Genomic DNA, 20,357 nt, shown 5'->3' on the forward strand with positions numbered 1-20,357 from the left:
CCGCGACCACGCCGCGCCGGCCTTCACCTGCCTTTCGTGCCTGTACGGCGGGTGTGCCGGTTTACTTCTTCGGGTTCTTCAGACCGAGGTTGACGAAGTCGTACGTACCGCTGTAGTTGTCCGTCGTGTAGACGTTCGCGAGGTTGTCGCTGCGCCAGTTGATGAACTTCTCGAAGGTGAAGGGCAGGTAGTACGCGCCCTCCATGACCTTGTGGTTGATCTCGGTCGAGATCTTGGTCTTGCCCGCGTCGTCCAGCGTGGTGACGTACTGGTTGAACAGACCGTCGATGGTCTTGTCGTTGATCAGGGCGAAGTTGTTGTTACCGCTCGGCGCGATGTACTTGCTGTCCCACAGCGGCAGACCGAAGCCCTGGACGGTCGGGAAGTCCGGGCCCCAGCCCATGATGATGATGCCGTAGCCCTTCTTCTGCACGTTCGAGGGGCTGCCGATGATGCCGGTGGTCTGCGAACCGTCGTACTGGTCGATCTGGGCGTTGATGCCGATCTTCTTCAGCGACGCCTGGAGCGACTGGGCCGTGGCGACCTCGACCGGCTTGTTGTTGCGCACCGCGATGGTGGTGGAGAAGCCGTTCGGCTTGCCGCACGCCTTCAGCGCCGCCTTGGCCTTCTCGACGTTGCCGTTCTTGTCGGCACCGGAGATGCCGTACGGGTCGTACTTCTGGCCCTCGGCGCCCGGGACGGACGGCGGGAGCATGTTGGTGCCGATGTCACCACCGGCGATCGGGCCACCGCGCGCGGTCTGCAGCGAGACGTGGTCCGCGCCGAGGATCACGGCCTTGCGGCACTCGACGTTGTCGAACGGCTTCACGCTCTGCGGGAAGGCCGCGTACCGGATGTAACCCGAGATCGGGTTGTCCAGGTTGGCCTTGTGCTCCTTCAGGGCGGTGGTGCGGCCCTGCGGGGACATGCCGGTCTGGTTGATGTCCAGGTCCAGGTCACCGTTGAGCAGGCGCTGGTCCAGCTGGTTGGCGTCCGAGTAGAACTGGACGGTGATCTTGTCCGGGTACGCCTTGCGGATCGGGTCCGAGGACTGCTTCCAGTTCGTGTTGCGCGCCAGCGTCAGGCTCTTGCCGGGGCTGTAGGACTCGAACTTGTACGGGCCGGAGGAGAACGGCTTCAGGCCGTACTTGGACTTGGTGTCCATGTCCTGGCGGACCGGGGAGGCCGAGACCAGACCCAGCACCTCCTGGAAGTCCGAGTTGGCCTTGGGGAGGTGGAAGACGATCGTCTTGTCGTCCGGCGTGGTGATGGCCTTCAGGCCCAGCTTGTCCTTGGACGTGTCCTTGTAGGGACCCTTGTACTCGCCCTTGGGGTCCAGGAAGTCCTTGAGGTACGTCGGACCGCCGGACAGCACGTCCTGCGCCCACACGCGCTCGATGCCGTACTTCACGTCCTTGGACGTGATCGCCTTGCCGTCCTCCCACGTGACGCCGTCACGCAGGGTGTACGTGTACGTCTTGCCGTCGTCCGTGACCTTCGCGAGACCCGTGGCGAGGTCCGGGGTGAGCTCGGCGCCGGCCTTGCCCGGCTCCGTCTTGCCCGTGACCAGCTGGCGGCTGTAGTAGCGCGCGAAGTCCCACATGAAGCCGTAGTAGCCACGCGTGGTGTCCCACGAGTCGGCGTCCTGGGCACCGCCGAACCGCAGCGTGCCGCCCTTCTTGACCAGGGAGGCCTGGGCGACCTTGTTGTTGGCGGCGTCGAAGCCGGCGGCGCCGGTCTTCGAACCGTTGTTGTCGCCGCTGCCTCCGCCGCCGCACGCCGCCGTGGTCAGCAGTGCGGCGACCGCAGCAGCGGCGGCAAGCGCCTGCTTACGCCGCCCTGAGGTGCGTTGGGTAGTCACGATCTCGGATCCTCCGGATTTGATGAGAGACCCCGTGTTGGTGCCACGGGACGCTTGGGGTGTGGCAGTTCAGCGGGAGGCCTTCGGGTCCAGCGCGTCCCGCACGCCGTCGCCGAAGAGGTTGAAGGCAAGGACGGTGATGAAGATCGCCACACCAGGGACCACCATGTACATGGGGTCGGACTCGTAGTAGTCGATCGCGCTCGACAGCATCTGTCCCCAGGACGACGTGGGCGGCTTGACGCCCACACCCAGGAAGCTGAGTGCCGCCTCGGTGAGGATGTTCGTGGGGATCATCATCGTCGTGTAGACGATGATCGGTGCGACCAGGTTGGGCAGCAGTTCCTTGAACAGGATGTAGAAGCGCCCGGCGCCCAGCGATCGCGCGGCCTCGACGTACTCGCGCTCACGCATCGAGAGCGTCTGGCCGCGCACCACGCGTCCGATGTAGGGCCAGCCGAAGAAGCCGATGACCAGGATCATCACGAACACCCGCACGTTGGAGCCGGACAGGCCCAGCATGTTGTTCGGCATCACCGAGACCAGGGCGATCGTGAACAGGAGTTGCGGGAAGGCCAGCAGGCCGTCCATCACGCGGCTGATGAGCGAGTCCACCCAGCCTCCGAAGAAGCCCGCCAGGATGCCGAGCACGGTGCCGAGGACGACCGCTACGACGGCGGAGAGGAAGCCCACCAGGAGCGAGACGCGGGCACCGTAGAGGATGCGGGCGAGGATGTCGCGGCCGTTGACGGGCTCGACGCCCAGCAGGTGGTCGCCGCTGATGCCGCCCAATGACCCCGTGGGAGTACCGAACAGAGGGTCGATCAGCTTCTCGTTGAAGGTGTCCGGGTCCTGACCGAGCAGGTGGGTGATCACTGGCGCGAGCAGGGCGACCACGATGAGGACGAGCACGACGATGCCGCCGGTCAGGGCGAGCTTGTCCCTCTTCAGCCGCTCCCAGGCGATCCGGCCCAGGGAACGTCCCTGCACGACCTTCTCACCGGCGGCGGCAGCCGCCGCTTCTTCGGCCGCACTCGGGGCCGCTTCCGCGGTCGGCTCGTGCAATGGTGCCGTCATCTGGCAGGGACCCCTCTCAACCGGCGGTAGCCGGCCCACACGTGCCGCTTGTAGCGGCGTGATCAGTCCGTCGTACACAGGGGCTAAACCCCCTGGAGCGGGAGTCTTCAACGCCTCGGCGATCTGTAGCCAGACTTGAAGGTGAATGGATGCGTAAACGTGATGCTGTCAGGGGGGTTCCGTTATCCGGACGGCGGGTAACGGGGGTCGGACACGGGGCAGTTGGGACGCCGGGGGTGAATACGGGCGTTACCCGGACGATCCATCGCCATCTACGCGCGAAGAAATGCAGAGCCGCGGTGAAGGACCCGTGCTGATCCTTCACGGTTCGCCGAACGTCGGATCAGTATCCGCCGGGTGCCGGTGGATAGCCGTACCCACCCGCCATCGGAGCCTGGGCGGGGGCCGCGTGGGCCTCGCGGTCGTAGAACGGCCGCGCGTTGGCGCGCAGCCACATCGCCACCGGGTCGTACTCGTCCGACATCGCGACGGTCGACACGGGCAGCCCGTCCGGAACCGCGCCGATGGACTGCTGCATCATCGCCCGCACCGAGTCGACGGCGGGCGGCGAGGTGTCGTAGACGTCGAGCCCGATGGCCAGATACGGCGCCCCGAGCGCCGGCTGCACCCAGGCGCGGCGCAGCGAACGCACGGCGGTGGTGCGATGTGCGTTCTGGGTGAGCAGGGCGTAGAACTGCGGGATCTCGATGCCGGGTTCGGACAGGCGCAGCGGACCGGCGGGCTGGCGCTCCAGACCCGCCGCGATTCTGCGCAGATCCAGCCATGGGATGCCGACCCCGCCGCCCGGGGCGTGCGGATTGAGCCAGAGCCCGAAGTGGTCGGGGTAGAGGGTGCGGGCCACGTCGAGGCCGTCGACGACCTCGTACGACCGGTTCCAGCCGCTGGCCGAGAGTTCCTGGGCGGAGGTGACGCACGGCGCGTAGCCGAAGCCGTCCACCTCCATGTTCCCGTACTGGGCGTCCGGGGAGCCGCCCTGGCCGTGCCAGAGCAGCATCCACACCTGGCCGGACGACGGGGTCGCGAGCGCGCGAAGGAGCGCCTCGTAGGCGTCGTAACGCCCGGGCGTCACCTGGCGCAGCATGTGCTCGACCTGACCGGCCGCGGCCGTGCCCGACGCGCTCACCTTCAACCGCCCCTTCGCGAAGAAATCATGACGTCGACCAACCCCTCGGCCGAACCCCGGCCGAGCCATGAAACCAGCTTAAGCGGCGAATGCGCTCCGCTGGGGGAGCCGTTGGGAGCTCGGGGCCCGTTGTGGTCTGGAGGCTGCGGGTTGATCGTGGCTGGGCGCGCCCCCGCGGCGGAGCCGCACCATGGTCACAGCCTCGCGCCCCTTTCGGGGCGCTTCTACTGGGTCTGCTGATAGAAGGGCCGTACCTGGGCTCGCATCCAGTCGCCCACCGGGTCCTGGGCGACGTCCAGGAGGACCAGGTTCACCGGCCACCTGACCGCGACGCGGGAGAGGGCCCGGGAGAGGGCGTCCATGGGGAGGGCGCGGAGGTCTCCCTCCCACACGGAGAGTTCGACCCCGACGAACATGACCGGGTCGTCGCCCTCGATGCTGGCCAGACAGCGGCGGGCGGTCCGTACGACTCCCGTCGCCGCGAACTCGGCCGAGGCGGCGGCGAAGAAGTCCACCGGATCGTCCTGCCAGTCGGGCTCGTAGAGCTTCACCCGGCCCCCGCTCGTGGGCCCGTCCAGCGGGGTGCGCCCGGCCCGGCACAGCTCGGCGACCGCGAGGGGCGGCAGCGGCACACCGACCACCCCGTCCGGGTTGATCGCGATGCCGACCTGCGGAGGCAGCCCGCGGGCGAACTCGACCGCGGGCGCGATCGTGTACGACAGATGGCTGCCGGCGACCTGGCGGAACTGCTCCTCGGAGCTGAAGACCGGCACGTACGCCTGGCCGTCGATCTCCAGGGTGGGCAGGTCGAGGGATCCCGCGTGCGGTCCGCCGCCGTTGGGCAGCGGCACCCAGACGAAGCTGCGGCCGAGGACCTCGACGATGCGGCCGCCGGCCGAGGGCACTCCGAGGGACGCGGAGAGCACCTCCTCCAGTTCGTTGCCCGGCCAGCCGCCGTGCGAGTGGGGGTGTGAGCCGGGTTGCGGGTACGCCGGTGCCGAGAAGTCTGGGAAGTCGGGGATGTCCATCTGTCTACCTGTCTACCGCCTGCGGTGAACCACTGTTCTGGTGTTCTGGCTGGAAAGATTAGTGGGCCTGTACGACTTCCCTACCGCTCTCGGCCGCCCTCGACTGCTCCCGGCCACTCGCGGCCGTTTCTCAGTCACCGAAGCCGATCCTGCGCAGTACATCCGCCGCGTCCCGGTCGAGGAGCACCGCCGAGCCGCAGCCCTCCGGCAGGTCGCCCCGCTCGACGGAGCGCAGCAGTCGGGCGACCGCGCCCCGGTGACGGGCGAACGCGTACCTCGAGACGCCCCGGCCGCGCTCGCGCTGGCCCTCCAGCGCCGTGCCGGGCGTGACGTCGAGCAACAGCAGGTGGAGGGTGCCGCCGCGGCGCTGGGCCTCGCGGGCGAGCCAGCGGCGCACCCAGGCCTGCGTACCGCAGTCGTGCACGACGACCCCGACGCCGGAGCGCAGGGCGCGGCGCAGGCCCGCGTAGTGCGCGAGGCGGACGAGGGGCCGGTAGACGGCGTACGGCAGCCGGCCGGCCGCCCGCTCGTCCCAGCGGTCCCTGGCGTCCTGGGAGTCGATGCGCGGACCCTCGACGGCGCGGCGCATCAGGGTCGACTTGCCGCTGCCCGGCAACCCGGTGACCACGACGACGTCGGCCGCTCCGAAGTGCAGACCGTGCGGAGAGTGTCCCGCGCGCGCTCTGAGGTCGCGGACGACGGCCGTCGGCAGTGCCCCGCACGCCTCCCGGGTCCCGGCCGGGGCGCCGGGCTGCTCGGGCAGCGCGAGGCCCGAGGTCGTGGCGTACGCCGTGGTCCTGTTCACCGTGATCGTCCTCCCCTTGGGTGTGGAGTCCCATCCCCGTCGAGTGTAAAGAGAAGGTAATGCGCGGTGTCTCTCGTTTCCGTACGCGGACTGCCACAGGCCGGTTACAGATGCGGACTGCCGTGATCGGGCGGCGCGTGCGATGATGTGCCCGCCAACTGCATACCGGCCGCTTGAATCCGCGCGGGAGAGTTCCGGGAACCTTCGGGTACCCGGGCGCCGAAGGAGCAAGTCCCTCCCTTGAATCTCTCAGGCCCCGTTACCGCGCGGGCGAGGCACATCTGAAAAGCGGGCCGCTCTCCAGTGGCTCCACCCAAGGTGCAAGTCAGGACCTCCGTTCGCGGGGTCGTGATGAACCTCTCAGGTTCCGATGACAGATGGGGAGGAACGACCTCGCCGTCATGCCTTGGGAGCCCCACCGATGAGCAGTAACGCACCCCGTCTCACCGCGCTCGATGCCCTGCATCGCTCGCTCGGCGCGACGATGACCGACTTCGCGGGCTGGGACATGCCCCTGCGCTACGGCTCCGAACGCGACGAGCACCTCGCCGTACGCACCCGGGCCGGTCTCTTCGACCTGTCGCACATGGGCGAGATCACGGTCACCGGGCCGGGGGCCGCCGCCCTGCTGAACCACGCGCTGGTCGGCAACATCGCCTCCGTCGGCGTCGGCCGCGCCCGCTACACGATGATCTGCCAGGAGGACGGCGGCATCCTGGACGACCTGATCGTCTACCGGCTGGCCGAGCACGAGTACATGGTCGTCGCGAACGCCTCCAACGCCCAGGTGGTGCTGGACGCGCTGACCGAGCGCGCCGCCGGCTTCGACGCCCTCGTGCGCGACGACCGGGACGCGTACGCGCTGATCGCCGTGCAGGGCCCCGAGTCCCCCGGCATCCTCAAGTCGCTGACCGACGCCGACCTGGACGGGCTGAAGTACTACGCGGGCCTGCCGGGCACCGTCGCGGGCGTCCCGGCGCTGATCGCCCGCACGGGCTACACGGGCGAGGACGGCTTCGAGCTGTTCGTGGCCCCGTCCGACGCCGAGAAGCTGTGGCAGGCGCTGACGGACGCGGGCGCGCCCGTCGGGCTCGTCCCCTGCGGCCTGTCCTGCCGCGACACGCTGCGCCTGGAGGCGGGCATGCCGCTGTACGGGCATGAGCTGACCACCTCGCTCACCCCCTTCGACGCGGGGCTCGGGCGGGTCGTGAAGTTCGAGAAGGAGGGGGACTTCGTGGGGCGTGCCGCGCTCCAGGAGGCCGCCGCCCGCGCCGAGGAGAACCCCCCGCGGGTGCTCGTCGGGCTTGTCGCCGAGGGCCGTCGCGTACCGCGCGCCGGGTTCTCGGTCGTCGCCGACGGCAAGGTGATCGGCGAGGTCACCTCCGGCGCGCCCTCCCCGACGCTGGGCAAGCCGATCGCGATGGCGTACGTCGACGCCGCACACGCCGCGCCGGGCACGGCCGGGGTCGGCGTGGACATCCGGGGCAGCCATGAGCCGTACGAGGTCGTGGCGCTGCCGTTCTACAAGCGCCAGAAGTAGCTTCGGGGCCGAAAGGGCCCCGTTCAGCGCGCCCACGTGACGCACGCCGCTGTGTCACGTCTCGTATCCCAGGACCACTCGGTCATCCCGTTCATCCGCACTCCCCCGCGTACAGGAGAATTCAGGCCATGAGCAACCCCCAGCAGCTGCGCTACAGCAAGGAGCACGAGTGGCTGTCGGTCGCCGAGGACGGCGTCTCGACGGTCGGCATCACCGAGTTCGCGGCCAACGCGCTCGGCGATGTCGTCTACGCCCAGCTTCCGGAGGTCGGTGACACGGTGACCGCGGGCGAGACCTGCGGCGAACTGGAGTCGACCAAGTCCGTCAGCGACCTGTACGCGCCGGTCACCGGCGAGGTCGTGGAGGCCAACCAGGACGTGGTGGACGACCCGTCGCTGGTGAACTCCGCCCCCTTCGAGGGTGGCTGGCTGTTCAAGGTACGCGTCACGGACGAGCCGGCCGACCTGCTCTCCGCCGACGAGTACACCGAGTTCTCCGGCTCTTAAGGACTTCTGACTGATGTCGCTTCTGAACACGCCCCTGCACGAGCTGGACCCGGACGTCGCCGCCGCCGTCGACGCCGAGCTGCACCGCCAGCAGTCCACCCTGGAGATGATCGCCTCGGAGAACTTCGCTCCGGTCGCGGTCATGGAGGCCCAGGGCTCGGTCCTCACCAACAAGTACGCCGAGGGCTACCCGGGCCGCCGCTACTACGGCGGCTGCGAGCACGTCGACGTGGTCGAGCAGATCGCCATCGACCGCGTCAAGGCGCTCTTCGGCGCCGAGCACGCGAACGTACAGCCCCACTCGGGCGCCCAGGCCAACGCGGCGGCGATGTTCGCGCTGCTGAAGCCGGGCGACACGATCATGGGTCTGAACCTCGCGCACGGCGGGCACCTGACCCACGGCATGAAGATCAACTTCTCCGGCAAGCTGTACAACGTGGTCGCGTACCACGTGAACGACGAGACCGGTCAGGTCGACATGGCCGAGGTCGAGCGCCTCGCCAAGGAGTCCAGGCCGAAGCTGATCGTGGCGGGCTGGTCGGCGTACCCGCGCCAGCTGGACTTCGCCGAGTTCCGCCGCATCGCCGACGAGGTCGGCGCGTACCTGATGGTCGACATGGCGCACTTCGCGGGCCTCGTGGCCGCGGGCCTGCACCCCAACCCGGTGCCGCACGCCCACGTGGTCACCACTACGACCCACAAGACGCTGGGCGGCCCGCGCGGTGGCGTGATCCTGTCCACCGCCGAGCTGGCCAAGAAGATCAACTCCGCGGTCTTCCCCGGCCAGCAGGGCGGTCCGCTGGAGCATGTGATCGCCGCGAAGGCCGTCTCCTTCAAGGTCGCCGCCTCCGACGACTTCAAGGAGCGCCAGCAGCGCACGCTGGACGGCGCGCGGATCCTGGCCGAGCGCCTGGTCCAGGACGACGTCAAGGCCGTGGGCGTGGACGTCCTGTCCGGCGGCACGGACGTGCACCTGGTCCTGGTCGACCTGCGCAACTCCGAGCTGGACGGCCAGCAGGCCGAGGACCGTCTCCACGAGGTCGGCATCACGGTCAACCGGAACGCGATCCCGAATGACCCGCGGCCCCCGATGGTGACCTCGGGCCTGCGCATCGGCACGCCCGCCCTCGCCACCCGCGGCTTCCAGGCCGAGGACTTCACCGAGGTCGCGGACATCATCGCCGAGGCGCTGAAGCCCTCATACGACGCGGAGTCCCTCAAGACCCGGGTCTTGGCCCTGGCCGACAAGCACCCGCTGTACCCCGGCCTGAAGTAGTACAGAACCAGTTCCTGCGAAAGTTCACTTTCGTGCGGAAATTCGCACGGAACGTACGATTCACCAGGACGCCGCGCACACTGGAACCGGAGCTGTGCGCGGCGCCCACCCCCATGCACCACCCCTGTTGTGAGGAGTCCCCGTGGCCATCTCGGTCTTCGACCTGTTCTCGATCGGCATAGGCCCATCGAGCTCCCACACGGTGGGCCCGATGCGTGCGGCGCGCATGTTCGCCCGCCGGCTGCGCAACGAGGAGCTGCTGGCCTCGGTGGCCTCCGTCCGGGCGGAGCTGTACGGCTCCCTGGGCGCGACCGGCCACGGCCACGGCACCCCCAAGGCGGTGCTGCTGGGCCTGGAGGGCGCGTCGCCGCGAACGGTGGACGTGGAGGGCGCCGACGACCGCGTGGAGCAGATCAAGTCGTCGGGCCGTCTCGCCCTGCTCGGCACGCACGAGATCGCCTTCTCCTTCGACGACGACCTGGTCCTGCACCGCCGCAAGGCCCTGCCGTACCACGCGAACGGCATGACGATCTTCGCGTACGACGCCTCCGGCGCACTCGTCCTGGAGAAGACGTACTACTCGGTCGGCGGCGGCTTCGTGGTCGACGAGGACGCGGTGGGCGAGGACCGCATCAAACTCGACGACACGGTGCTCAAGTACCCGTTCCGCACAGGCGACGAGCTGCTGCGCCTGACGAAGGAGACCGGCCTGTCGATCTCCGCCCTGATGCTGGAGAACGAGCGGGCCTGGCGCACCGAGGAGGAGATCCGCGAGGGCCTCCTCGCGATCTGGCGTGTGATGCAGGCGTGCGTCTCCCGGGGCATGTCCCGCGAGGGCATCCTGCCGGGCGGCCTCAAGGTCCGCCGCCGCGCCGCCGTCTCGGCCCGCCAGCTGCGGGCGGAGGGCGACGCGCTGGCCCACGCGATGGAGTGGATCACGCTCTACGCGATGGCGGTGAACGAGGAGAACGCGGCGGGCGGGCGGGTGGTCACGGCTCCCACCAACGGCGCCGCGGGCATCATCCCGGCGGTCCTCCACTACTACATCAACTTCATCCCGGGCGCGGACGAGGACGGCGTCGTGCGCTTCCTGCTCGCCGCCGGCGCCATCGGGATGCTCTTCAAGGAGAACGCCTCCATCTCCGGCGCCGAGGTCGGCTGCCAGGGCGAGGTCGGCTCGGCCTGCTCGATGGCCGCGGGCGCCCTCGCCGAGGTCCTCGGCGGCAGCCCCGAACAGGTCGAGAACGCCGCCGAGATCGGCATGGAACACAACCTCGGCCTCACCTGCGACCCGGTCGGCGGCCTCGTCCAGATCCCCTGCATCGAACGCAACGGCATGGCAGCGGTGAAGGCGGTCACCGCCGCCCGCATGGCCATGCGCGGCGACGGCCGCCACCACGTCTCCCTCGACAAGGTCATCAAGACCATGAAGGAGACGGGCGCGGACATGAGCGTCAAGTACAAGGAGACGGCCCGGGGCGGGCTGGCGGTGAACATCATCGAGTGCTGAGGGACAGGCCCTGACCTGCGCGCTCGTGTCTTTCAGCGCTGTCAGGGCCTTCCCTGCCCACTCGGCGCAAAGTCCTCGACATGCCCCTGGGGCAGGCGTGAAAGTCCCCGGGACATCCCACGGGACGGGCGTCTGGCCTGGGGGTTCATGGCACCCTGTCCGTCCTCAAGGACGGCCTGCTGCTCGCAAGGGGACTGCACTGCGCTGCCGCATGTCCGGGTGAGGCCGTACCTGCCGAACGGCCTACCTGAGTGGCCTTCAACAGGCGTGGGCCCCTCTTGCTGCATACCGTCACCAGAGGATCAACTCCCGGTCTTGATCGTTCCGGGTCGGAGAGGTGAACCGAACAAGACGTTCGAAGGCGAGCGGCACCGCCATCGGAGAAGGGTTCCGGGTGCCAAGGAGGTCGGCAATGGTGACGCGAGCGCCGCGGGTCCGCCGGACACGGAGAAGGACCCGTCGCACCGTCGGAGCCTGCGTGCTCGCTGCGGGGTGTGTCTTCGCGAACTGCGTGCCGTCGGCCACGGCGAGTCCCCAAGGGGGCGCGTCCCGCCCGTGCGCGACGAAACCCTTCCCTCCGTCGGAAAGCACTCCACCCCCGATCCTGTCGGGCAGGGATGTATGGAGTTTCGTCTCCGAACCGGGCCTTCACCCCATGCGGGTGACCGTGACCGCGAACAGACCGGGAACGGCTCACGGAGACATCTTCGTCGCCCCGTTCAGCGCGGACCAGATGGTCGGCCAGACGGGGGCACTGGTCAACGACGACTCGGGTGATCCGGTCTGGTTCCGCCCGCTGCCTTCCACGAACCTCCAGAACGCCGACTTCAAGGTCCAGACCTATTACGGCGGTCGCGGGGGCCGGGGACAACCGGTGCTGACCTGGTGGCAGGGGACTCTCGCCCTTCCCCCGGCGTATACGAACCTGCCGGCCGGTGCGCCGGAACCGGGCGGGTGCTACTACATCTACGACTCCCACTACCGCCTGCTCAAAACGGTCTTCGCGCATCACGGCTACTACCCGGACGAGCACGAATTCACCCTGACCCGCAGGGGCACCGCGCTGTTCATCGCCTCCAAACCGGTGCCCATGGATCTCACTCCCTATGGGGGTCCGAAGAACGGAGCCATCGAGAACAGCGAGGTCCAGGAGGTCGACCTCGCCACGGGGAGACTCCTCTACTCATGGAACGCGCTGGACCATATCGACCCAGCCGATTCCGAGGAGGCAGCCTCCAGCGCATCGTCGTCCGGCGGAGTGTGGGACGCCTTTCACATCAACTCCGTCGACGAGGGCCCTGACGGCCGGCTGCTGATCTCGGCCCGGAACATGTGGGCGATCTACGACGTCACCAAGAAATCCGGGAAGGTCCGCTATCAGATCGGTGGAAAGAAGAGCGACTTCACCTTCGGTCCGAACGCGGACTTCTACTGGCAGCACGATGCCCGATTCCGGCCAGGAAACCGGATCAGCATGTTCGACGACGGCTGCTGCGACCTCCCCGACGGCGCCCCCGAACAGCGTTCGCACGGCCTGATCCTCGGCCTTGATTTCCGCAGCCACAAGGCGACGGCGGTCAAGACCTACTACCACCGGCCGCCGCTGGAGTCACCGACCCAGGGAAACACCCAGGCGCTCTCCAACGGCAACGAATTCATCGGGTGGGGCCAGAGCCCGTACTACTCGGAGTACGCGGGTGCGGGGAACACCGAGGGCAACGGTTCGAAGAACCTGCTCTACGACGCGAAGCTGCCGGGCTCCGACATCTCTTACCGAGCCTTCCGCAACAAATGGATCGGCACGCCCTACTACCCACCGAGTGCGGCGGCACGGTCCCACGGCGGGCACAGCGTCGTCCACGCCTCCTGGAACGGCTCGACGCAGACCGCCGCATGGCAGGTACTCGCCGGATCCGACCCCCATTCCCTGTCGGTCGTCGTCAGGCACGCCCCACGGTCCGGATTCGAGACCGCCGTCACCACGCCCGATCCAGGACCGTACTTCAAGGTCAGGGCGCTGGATGCGAAAGGCAGGGTCATCGGGGACTCCCGCGTGGTGAAACTCTCCGGCTGACCTTCGGCAGGGGGGCCATGGGGAGTCACGCTATGACCGAGGTGAGACAACTGCGCCCGAACCCCGCTCGCCGACCCCATCTGGGAATGCACGCCGGCGAACTCGACGGCAAGTGGTACGCCAAGTACTGGAACCCGGTGATGGCACCCATGCCGGAGCACATCAAGGAGGCGATCGGTCTTGGCCCGCAGCCGCCCCCTTTGTGCCTGAGTCCGGACAGCGCGGCAACGCTGAGCGGCGCCGGCTATGGGGAGTTCGAGAACGGATACAGCCTCTTCGGCGACGGATCCATGCACATCGCCACACTGACCCACATGCCGAGAGTGTCGCCGGCCATGGTGGACTGGTGGTTCTGGTGGCACGCCACCGAGACCCAACGGTACAAGCTGTGGTATCCGCGTGCCCACCTGTACGCGGAATGGTCTGGAGGCACGGTGGACCAGAGTGCTCCCTACCGCGACAGGTATATCGGGGGTACATCGTTCGTCGACGAGTACGTCGGCAGTTCGCTCGGCGAGCTCGCTATCCGGTTCGTCCATCCCGACACGCTGGGATTCAGCGACGACAGCGTCGATCCGGACGTAGCCACCGCGATCTGCGCCACGGTCGGGTTGTCCCGAGTTCCGCTCGATTGGGGCCACCTGGTCCACTACGTACGCCGGGTGAAAGGCGGCGCCGAGATGCGTTCTCGCTTTTGGATGGGCGGGAAATACGTCGCCCCCCGCGCAGAAGCATCCCTGACCGACGAACTCGAAACAGTCGCAGAAGGTCTGCGGCGTCTCGGAGACACGCACGCCCGCGCCATGGTCGTGCATTGCTCGCAGGAGATGAACCATCTCGCCGCGTTTCTCCCGGATATCTTCGACGAGTTCCAACGGTCTGAATAGGCTCGCTGGTCGCGCCGGTGCACGAGGATTCCTGAAAGGAGAGGGCATGTCGACCAGGATCGAGGGCAGGGTGTTGCGGCGCGGTGACTACCGCTACGAGAGTCGGCGCCGTGAGGCGTGCTGGCACGCGGGGGTGCCGGACCGCTACCCAGAGGTGATCGTGCTGGCGAACAACGAGGACGATGTCGTCGCAGCGGTGCGGCTCGCCAGGGAGGAGGGCCTGCGGATCGCGGTGCGGTCCGGTGGCCACAGCTGGTCCGGGTCGCACCTGCGTGACGGCACGGTGCTCATCGACCTGTCGAACTTGCGGCACGTGGCGATCGACAGGGAGGCGATGGCCGGCACCGCCCAGCCCGGAATCAAGGGGTCGGAGCTCAATGCGCTGTTGGCCGAGCAGAACCTGTTCTTTCCTACCGGCCACTGCACGGGTGTCTCCATCGGCGGGTACCTGCTGCAAGGCGGGTTCGGCTGGGCCGGCCGGGACTACGGACCGGCGTGCATGTCGGTGACCGGTATCGACGTGGTCACGGCGAGCGGCGAACGAATCCACGCCGACGAGAGGCAGAACGCCGACCTGTTCTGGGCAGCCCGCGGCGCCGGTCCCGGCTTCTTCGCCGTTGTGACCAGGTTCTACGTCAAGCTGTATCCGCGCATGCGGGTCACGATGAACAGCGGCTACTTCTGGCCGGCCTCGGCCGCACAGGACGTCTACCGGTTCGTCCACAAAATCGGCCGTCAGACCCCGACCGAGATCAATCTCCTGTGCTGCCGCGACCCGATGACGGACGGCGAGCCTCTCATCTCGCTCAACGCGACGGCCTTCACCGATACGGAGGAGGAGGCCAGGGAACAACTGTCGATCTTCGAGTCCTGTCCCGCACGCCCGCAGGTGCTCACGACTCGGCTCAACGAGGTGACGGACACCGGAACCCTCAGCCGATACGGCACTGATCCACATTACGACGAGACCAAGCGCTATCTGGCCGACAGCATGTGGACCCATGCCTCCTTCGACGACCTGTGGCCCAACTTCGAGGCCATGCTGAAGACCTGGCCGCCGGCGCCGTCGCACCTGGTGGTGTTCAACTGGGGAGGATACGACAGACAGCCCGAACGTCCGTCGATGGCGTACTCGGTGGAAGACGAGCTGTACTACGGGCTGTACGCGGCCTGGACCGATCCAGTCGACACCCGGACGTACACGAACTGGGTGACCGACCACATGCGAGCGTGGGAGCCGTATGCCAGCGGCATCCAGCTGGCTGACGAGAACCTGGTCAACCGCCCGTATCGCTTCGTGACCGACGAGAACCTCCTGCGGCTCGACACCCTCCGCGCCAGTTGGGACCCCGACGGGCTGTTCGTGTCCTGGCTGGGTCGGCCTGAACTGCACACCGATGCCGCGGACACCGAGGAAAGCCCGGTAGCCGGCCCGAGCGAATGATCGAAGCGGCGGCCAACGGTCTCGGGGCGGGCGAGTCGGAGGTTCCGTGTCCGGGCCGGTGTTCGAGGGTGTGGTGGGGGAAGCGGGGGCATTTGAAAAGAAGTAGGCCTCTGCACGTATCAGGCAGAACGGTACGTGTACATCCCCCCACGCACGGAGGAGTCGCCCATGCTGCGCGGCATCGACGTAAGCGCCTATCAGTCGTCGTCTTTCTCCACCGACGGTCTCTCCTTCGTCTTCGTCAAGGCGACGGAGGGCCATACGTACGTCAATCCGAAACTCACCGCCCAGGTGAAGACGGCCCGGGACGCCGGGTGCGTGGTCGGGTTCTACCACTTCCTGTGGCCCGGCGACATCGCCGCGCAGGCCGAGTACTTCGTCGGCAAGGCCCCCGAGAAGGCCGGAGACCTGCTCGCCGTCGACTGGGAGTCCACCGGTGACGGCACGCACGCGAGCAACGCCGAGAAGGACCGTTTCATCCGGATGGTGAAGGAGCTTCGGCCGAACCACCGGGTCCTCCTCTACACCAACCGCAACTACTGGCTCACCGTCGACACCACCTCGTACGCCGGAGACGGCCTGTGGATCGCCGACTACGTGAGCGCGGGCAAGCCCCGTATCAAGGCCTCGTGGCGATTCCACCAGTACACCGACGAGCCCCTGGACAGGAACGTCGCGAACTTCGGCAGCGAGGCCGCGCTGAAGGAGTGGGCGACGGGGGGCTGACGGGCCGCCGGATCCGGCCCGCGAGCCGGGGTGGGAGAAATCCGGCTGACCCATGAGTTCTCCTGACGCGTAGGCTCTGACCTGCGGCTCGGCGGGAGTCGCAGGAGAGAGGGGAGCTCTCGCACATGGGTGGGACGGTCACCGCGGTCAGCAGTAACGGGACGTATTCCTTCACCAAGCCGAACCGGGAGAGCATCACGCTGCTCGCCGGGCTCGGGGTGGAAGGTGATGTGCACGCGGGTACCACCGTGAAGCACCGGTTCCGGATGGCGAAGGACCCGTCGCAGGTGAATCTGCGTCAGGTGCACCTCATGCACGAGGAGCTGTTCGACGAGTTGCGCGAGAGCGGCTTCACCGTCGCTCCCGGGGAGCTCGGGGAGAACGTCACCACCCGGGGTGTCGATCTGCTGGGGCTGCCGGTGGGCACGCTGCTGCGTCTCGGGGACGCGGCCGTCGTGGAGATCACCGGCCTGCGCAATCCCTGCGCGCAGATCGACGACTTCCAGAAGGGGCTGCTCAAGCAGGTCGTCGGGAGGGACGAGGACGGCGGTGGCGTCGTCTACAAGTCGGGGGTCATGAGCGTCGTACGGGAAGGCGGTGTGGTGCGGCCCGGGGACATCGTCGAGGTCGAGTTGCCGGTCGGGCCGCACCTTCCGCTGCGGATCGTGTGACGTTACGCGCGGAAGTCCGCGGAGCGCTCCCGGGGCGCCTGCGCCAGCGCCTTGGTGACCTCGTCGACGCCCTCCTGAAGGCCGTAGACCGGGGTGCCGGGCTGCTGGCGCCAGGAGTCGTCGAGGCCGCCCGTGTCGACCGTGTCGAAGCCGAGTTCGTCGATGAGCTCACGTACGACCCGCTTGGCGGCCTCGTCGTCACCGGCCACCGGCAGCGCCAGTCGGTCGGGGGCGCCGGCCGGGCGGTGCCGGTCCAGGATGTCCTGGGCGTACGTGCCGTTGAACGCCTTGACGACGGTGTGGCCGATCTCCCGGGCCGTCCAGCCGCTCTCGGTCAGACCCTCGTCCTCGATCGCGGCGATCCTGCCGTCGCGCTGCTGGGGGTAGTAGTTGCCGGTGTCGATGACGGCGACACCCTTCGCGGCTTGGTCGAAGAGCCCGTCCGGCAGGTTCGGAACCGCCTTCAGGGGAACCGTGACGACGACGACCTCGGCGCCGCGCGCCGCGTCCTCGACCTTGACGGGGGTCGCACCGGTCTCCTCGGCGAGCGCGGTGAGGGTCCCCGGACCGCGGGAGTTCGCGACGGAGACGTCGTGTCCGAGGGCGGTGAGCCGCCGGGTGAGGTTGCCGCCGATGTTGCCCGCTCCGATGATGCCGATCTTCATGATGGACAGGCCCTTCCGGGATTGACGCAACTGGACTGACGGAGAGCGCCAACCCCGGTGCACGCCCGCCTATTCCGGGACGTACGGCGTTCGGGTGCCCGCCGCCCGCGCCGAGGCCCGGGGCACCGTCAGGCCAGTACCGCAAGCAGGCCCCTCAGGGCCGCCGCAACAGGGCGAGCGTCTCCTCCAGCTCCCCTCGGAGCACCGTCCCCGCCGTCTGCGCGTCCCCGTCCGCGACGGCCCGTACCAGCGCCGCGTGGGCGTCGTCGCCCGTGTTGGGGTCGTGCTTCCGCATCCCCACCAGGTCCAGCATCTCGATCAGGCCCTCCCGCAGCGCGGGCACGAACTCCCTGAAGAGGTCGGCGAGTACGGGGTTGTGGGCGGCGGCGACCACGGCCGCGTGCAGCGCGATGTCGGCGTCGACGAAGGCCGCGTCGTCCCCGGCGGACGCGGCACGGCGACCGGCCAGCGCGGTGTCCAGCGCGGTGACGTCCTCCGGTGTGCGGCGGGCGGCGGCGAGTCGGGCCGCCTGCACCTCCACCAGGATCCGCACCTCGTAGACGTCCGTCACCGCGGCGCGGCGCAGCCGGGTGGGCCAGTCCTCGACGGGCTCGGTCGCGATGACGAAGACACCGGAGCCCTGCCGGGGCCGTACCAGCCCCGCCCCGGCGAGCGCGCGCAGCGCCTCACGGACGGTCGAGCGGCCCACTCCGAGTTCGGCGGCGAGCGTGGTCTCGCCCGGCAGCCTCGTGCCCACGGGCCAGCCGCCGTCGGCGATCCGCGCGCGCAGCCGTTCGGCGGCCTGCTCGACCAGGGGGCTGGGGCGGACGGGGCCCGGTTGCATCGGCGTTCCACCAACTTGTCTGAGGAGTGAAAGGAATTCACTTGTCTGAGGAGTTGAACCGTGGCTAGCCTACCGGCATGACGCTTCGCGGTCTCCTTCTCCTCGGCTGCCGCGGCGGGGCCTGACGCGACCGGCACCCCGCCGCGGGTCGCCGTGCTGCCGGTCCGCGTCCGACCGAGCCGAAGGCCAGAGATGACCACCACGTCGTACGGCACTCCCCGCTGGAATCCGCAACGCCCCGGACCCATGCCGCACCACCGCTACCGCCCCTTCCACGAACGGGTCGACGTCCCCGCCGAGGACCGGAGGTGGCCCTCCGCCCGCATCGAGCGCGCGCCCCTGTGGGTTCCGGTCGACCTGCGCGACGGCAACCAGGCACTCGCCGAGCCGATGGACACCACCCGCAAGCGCCGCTTCTTCGATCTGCTGACCCAGGTGGGCTTCAAGGAGATCGAGGTCGGCTATCCCTCCGCGAGCCGGACGGACTTCGACTTCGTACGCCACCTCGTCCACCTCGTGCGGAGCGGCGCCGTCCCGGACGACGTCACACCGGTGGTCTTCACTCCGGCCCGACGAGATCTGATCGACCGCACGTTCGACTCGATCGAGGGGCTGCCGCGCGCGGTCGTCCACCTGTACATCCCGACCTCGCCGGTGTGGCGGGAGGTGGTGCTCGGGCGGGACCGGGGCGAGGTGGGGGAGACGGTACGGGACGCGGCCGCGCACATGGTCCGGCGGGCGGACGCGATGCCGTCCTCGTACGTCCGTTTCCAGTTCGCGCCCGAGACCTTCAACCTCACCGAGCCGGACTACGTCCTCGAACTCTGCGACGGACTCACCGAGTTGTGGGACGCGAGCCCCGACCGCCCGGTCACGCACAACCTGCCCGCGACGGTCGAGATCGCGACCCCGAACGTCTACGCGGACCAGATCGAGTACATGCACCGGCACCTGGCGCGCCGCGACTCGGTGATCCTCTCCGTGCACCCGCACAACGACCGCGGTACGGGGGTGGCGTGCGCCGAGCTCGCGGTGCTGGCGGGAGCGCAGCGCGTGGAGGGGTGCCTGTTCGGCAACGGGGAGCGGACCGGGAACGTCGACCTGGTGACGCTCGCCCTCAACCTGTACGCCCAGGGGGTGGACCCCATGGTCGACTTCTCCGACCTCGACGGGGTGCGCGAGACGGTCGAGCACTGCAACCGGCTGCCGGTGCATCCGCGCCATCCGTATGTCGGTGATCTCGTCCACACGGCGTTCTCGGGCACTCACCAGGACGCGATCAGCAAGGGCCTGGCCCACCACGCCCGGACGGCGGCGGAGCTGGGGGTGCCGGCCGGGCGGGCGCCGTGGGCCGTCCCGTACCTGCCCATCGACCCGGCCGACGTGGGCCGTACCTACGAGGCCGTCATCCGCGTCAACTCCCAGTCCGGCAAGGGCGGAGTGGCGTATCTGCTGAAGGCCCACCACGGGGTGGACCTGCCCGAGCGCATGCGTCCGGACTTCTCCCGCGTGGTCCAGGAGGCGACGGACGCGAGCGGGCGCGAGGCGACGCCGAAGGAGTTGTACGAGCTGTTCCGGGCGACGTATCTGCTCCCCGAGGGCGACGTGCTCCTCCACGCCTGGTCCACGCACCGGGAGCCCTCGGGCGCCCACCGTTTCGTCTGCACCCTTCAGGTCGGCGACCGGTCCGGCGACTACGAGGGCACCGGCAACGGCCCTCTCTCCGCCTTCACGGACGCCCTCGCCGGCGCCGGGCTCACCGTCGACATCCTCGACTTCCACGAACACGCGACCACCACGGGCCCCGACAGCGAGGCGGTCGCCTACGCGCAGTGCCGCGTCGACGGTGTCACCCGCTGGGGCGCGGGCCGCGACACCTCCGTCCTCACGGCCTCGGTCCAGGCCGTACTGTCCGCGGTGAACGGGGCGGGGGCGCTGTGACGGAGGTACTGCGCGCCCATGAGGTGCACGTCGTCCGCGACGGCGTCCCCCTCCTCACGGGGCTGGACCTGCCGGGCCGCGAGCACCTGCTCGACGCGCTGGACATCCTCCGCCGCGCACACCCGCTTTTGGCGACGGTCCTGGTGACCCACCACCTGGAGGAGCTGCCGCCGGGCACCACGCACGCGCTTCTCCTGCGGGAGGGCCGCGAACTCGCCCGGGGACCGGTCGAGGCCGTCCTGACCGGCGATCAGGTCGGCAAGTGCTTCGACCTGCCGCTGACCCTGGAGCGGCGGGGCGGACGCTGGAGCGTACGCATCCGAAGGCCGGCATGACGAAGGGGCGCCCGCCGGATGGT

18 protein-coding genes and 1 riboswitch are annotated in these 20,357 nt (G+C 68.9%); of the genes, 11 read left to right on the forward strand and 7 right to left on the reverse strand.

All coding sequences use genetic code 11. The features are described 5' to 3' along the window. Positions 1-61 precede the first annotated feature (61 nt). The 5 genes from ACFZDJ_RS31235 to ACFZDJ_RS31255 all read right to left on the reverse strand — a co-directional run bounded on the left by ACFZDJ_RS31235 (position 62) and on the right by ACFZDJ_RS31255 (position 5,921). The gene (locus ACFZDJ_RS31235) at positions 62-1,861 is read right to left on the reverse strand and encodes an ABC transporter substrate-binding protein (RefSeq protein WP_390933677.1); all 1,800 of its coding nucleotides are present in this window, start codon (positions 1,859-1,861) and stop codon (positions 62-64) included. Positions 1,862-1,930: 69 nt separating this feature from the next. Beyond that, complete coding sequence (locus ACFZDJ_RS31240; protein WP_384919283.1) at positions 1,931-2,938, reverse strand: ABC transporter permease; 1,008 nt, start codon at positions 2,936-2,938, stop codon at positions 1,931-1,933. Between the two features lie 343 nt (positions 2,939-3,281). Beyond that, on the reverse strand, positions 3,282-4,082 hold the full coding sequence (locus ACFZDJ_RS31245) for an enhanced serine sensitivity protein SseB C-terminal domain-containing protein (RefSeq protein WP_390933678.1): 801 nt from the start codon (positions 4,080-4,082) through the stop codon (positions 3,282-3,284). Between the two features lie 224 nt (positions 4,083-4,306). Then, positions 4,307-5,110, reverse strand: coding sequence for an enhanced serine sensitivity protein SseB (locus tag ACFZDJ_RS31250; RefSeq protein WP_384919289.1), 804 nt, complete (start codon positions 5,108-5,110; stop codon positions 4,307-4,309). Positions 5,111-5,240: 130 nt separating this feature from the next. After that, positions 5,241-5,921, reverse strand: a complete 681-nt coding sequence (locus ACFZDJ_RS31255) for an AAA family ATPase (RefSeq protein ID WP_391063865.1) — start codon at positions 5,919-5,921, stop codon at positions 5,241-5,243. A 168-nt stretch (positions 5,922-6,089) separates the two neighbouring features. After that, positions 6,090-6,190, forward strand: a riboswitch (glycine riboswitch). Between the two features lie 146 nt (positions 6,191-6,336). On the opposite strand from ACFZDJ_RS31255, the gene gcvT reads away from it, so the two are divergent. The 9 genes from gcvT (at position 6,337) to ACFZDJ_RS31300 (ending at position 16,549) form a co-directional block, all read left to right on the forward strand. After that, positions 6,337-7,455, forward strand: coding sequence for a glycine cleavage system aminomethyltransferase GcvT (gene gcvT / locus ACFZDJ_RS31260; protein WP_391063781.1), 1,119 nt, complete (start codon positions 6,337-6,339; stop codon positions 7,453-7,455). Positions 7,456-7,583: 128 nt separating this feature from the next. Beyond that, entirely contained in the window at positions 7,584-7,961 is a 378-nt protein-coding gene (gene gcvH, locus ACFZDJ_RS31265) for a glycine cleavage system protein GcvH (RefSeq protein WP_054234610.1), read from the forward strand. 13 nt (positions 7,962-7,974) lie between these two features. Further along, positions 7,975-9,237, forward strand: coding sequence for a serine hydroxymethyltransferase (glyA, locus tag ACFZDJ_RS31270; RefSeq protein ID WP_391063784.1), 1,263 nt, complete (start codon positions 7,975-7,977; stop codon positions 9,235-9,237). A 142-nt stretch (positions 9,238-9,379) separates the two neighbouring features. Then, positions 9,380-10,747 (forward strand): L-serine ammonia-lyase, encoded by a 1,368-nt coding sequence (locus tag ACFZDJ_RS31275; RefSeq protein WP_390933681.1) that lies wholly within the window; start codon positions 9,380-9,382, stop codon positions 10,745-10,747. A 667-nt stretch (positions 10,748-11,414) separates the two neighbouring features. Beyond that, entirely contained in the window at positions 11,415-12,821 is a 1,407-nt protein-coding gene (locus ACFZDJ_RS31280) for an arylsulfotransferase family protein (protein WP_391063787.1), read from the forward strand. 32 nt (positions 12,822-12,853) lie between these two features. Further along, positions 12,854-13,708: a DAPG hydrolase family protein gene (locus ACFZDJ_RS31285; RefSeq protein WP_391063789.1), complete on the forward strand. Its 855-nt coding sequence runs from the start codon at positions 12,854-12,856 to the stop codon at positions 13,706-13,708. Between the two features lie 46 nt (positions 13,709-13,754). Then, on the forward strand, positions 13,755-15,152 hold the full coding sequence (locus ACFZDJ_RS31290; protein WP_391063792.1) for an FAD-binding protein: 1,398 nt from the start codon (positions 13,755-13,757) through the stop codon (positions 15,150-15,152). Between the two features lie 168 nt (positions 15,153-15,320). Beyond that, a complete protein-coding gene (locus ACFZDJ_RS31295; protein ID WP_391063795.1) occupies positions 15,321-15,878 on the forward strand; it encodes a GH25 family lysozyme in 558 nt (185 codons plus the stop codon). A gap of 125 nt (positions 15,879-16,003) precedes the next feature. After that, positions 16,004-16,549, forward strand: a complete 546-nt coding sequence (locus ACFZDJ_RS31300; protein WP_391063798.1) for an MOSC domain-containing protein — start codon at positions 16,004-16,006, stop codon at positions 16,547-16,549. A 2-nt stretch (positions 16,550-16,551) separates the two neighbouring features. On the opposite strand, the gene ACFZDJ_RS31305 is transcribed toward ACFZDJ_RS31300, so the two are convergent. Both ACFZDJ_RS31305 and ACFZDJ_RS31310 read right to left on the reverse strand, forming a co-directional pair. After that, entirely contained in the window at positions 16,552-17,244 is a 693-nt protein-coding gene (locus tag ACFZDJ_RS31305; protein ID WP_390933687.1) for an NAD(P)-binding domain-containing protein, read from the reverse strand. Positions 17,245-17,368: 124 nt separating this feature from the next. Then, positions 17,369-18,058, reverse strand: a complete 690-nt coding sequence (locus tag ACFZDJ_RS31310; protein WP_391063801.1) for an FCD domain-containing protein — start codon at positions 18,056-18,058, stop codon at positions 17,369-17,371. 192 nt (positions 18,059-18,250) lie between these two features. On the opposite strand from ACFZDJ_RS31310, the gene leuA reads away from it, so the two are divergent. Continuing rightward, positions 18,251-19,999 carry a 2-isopropylmalate synthase gene (gene leuA / locus ACFZDJ_RS31315; protein ID WP_391063804.1) on the forward strand — a complete coding sequence of 583 codons (1,749 nt, stop codon included), beginning with the start codon at positions 18,251-18,253 and terminating at the stop codon, positions 19,997-19,999. Continuing rightward, complete coding sequence (locus tag ACFZDJ_RS31320) at positions 19,996-20,334, forward strand: hypothetical protein (RefSeq protein ID WP_391063807.1); 339 nt, start codon at positions 19,996-19,998, stop codon at positions 20,332-20,334. The genes leuA and ACFZDJ_RS31320 overlap by 4 nt, the downstream gene beginning before the upstream one ends. Positions 20,335-20,357: the final 23 nt, after the last annotated feature.

Origin of the sequence: Streptomyces sp. NPDC007896 (genome assembly GCF_042959425.1) — a bacterium.
Lineage (GTDB): Bacteria > Actinomycetota > Actinomycetes > Streptomycetales > Streptomycetaceae > Streptomyces.

Bases quoted from the DNA above. Each gene is read 5' to 3' on its own strand.
- ACFZDJ_RS31240 (WP_384919283.1), bottom strand. From the start codon at position 2,938: ATGACGGCACCATTGCACGAGCCGACCGCGGAAGCGGCCCCGAGTGCG.
- ACFZDJ_RS31250 (WP_384919289.1), bottom strand. From the start codon at position 5,110: ATGGACATCCCCGACTTCCCAGACTTCTCGGCACCGGCGTACCCGCAA.
- gcvT (WP_391063781.1), top strand. From the start codon at position 6,337: ATGAGCAGTAACGCACCCCGTCTCACCGCGCTCGATGCCCTGCATCGC.
- gcvH (WP_054234610.1), top strand. From the start codon at position 7,584: ATGAGCAACCCCCAGCAGCTGCGCTACAGCAAGGAGCACGAGTGGCTG.
- glyA (WP_391063784.1), top strand. From the start codon at position 7,975: ATGTCGCTTCTGAACACGCCCCTGCACGAGCTGGACCCGGACGTCGCC.
- ACFZDJ_RS31285 (WP_391063789.1), top strand. From the start codon at position 12,854: ATGACCGAGGTGAGACAACTGCGCCCGAACCCCGCTCGCCGACCCCAT.
- ACFZDJ_RS31290 (WP_391063792.1), top strand. From the start codon at position 13,755: ATGTCGACCAGGATCGAGGGCAGGGTGTTGCGGCGCGGTGACTACCGC.
- ACFZDJ_RS31295 (WP_391063795.1), top strand. From the start codon at position 15,321: ATGCTGCGCGGCATCGACGTAAGCGCCTATCAGTCGTCGTCTTTCTCC.
- ACFZDJ_RS31300 (WP_391063798.1), top strand. From the start codon at position 16,004: ATGGGTGGGACGGTCACCGCGGTCAGCAGTAACGGGACGTATTCCTTC.
- ACFZDJ_RS31310 (WP_391063801.1), bottom strand. From the start codon at position 18,058: ATGCAACCGGGCCCCGTCCGCCCCAGCCCCCTGGTCGAGCAGGCCGCC.
- leuA (WP_391063804.1), top strand. From the start codon at position 18,251: ATGACCACCACGTCGTACGGCACTCCCCGCTGGAATCCGCAACGCCCC.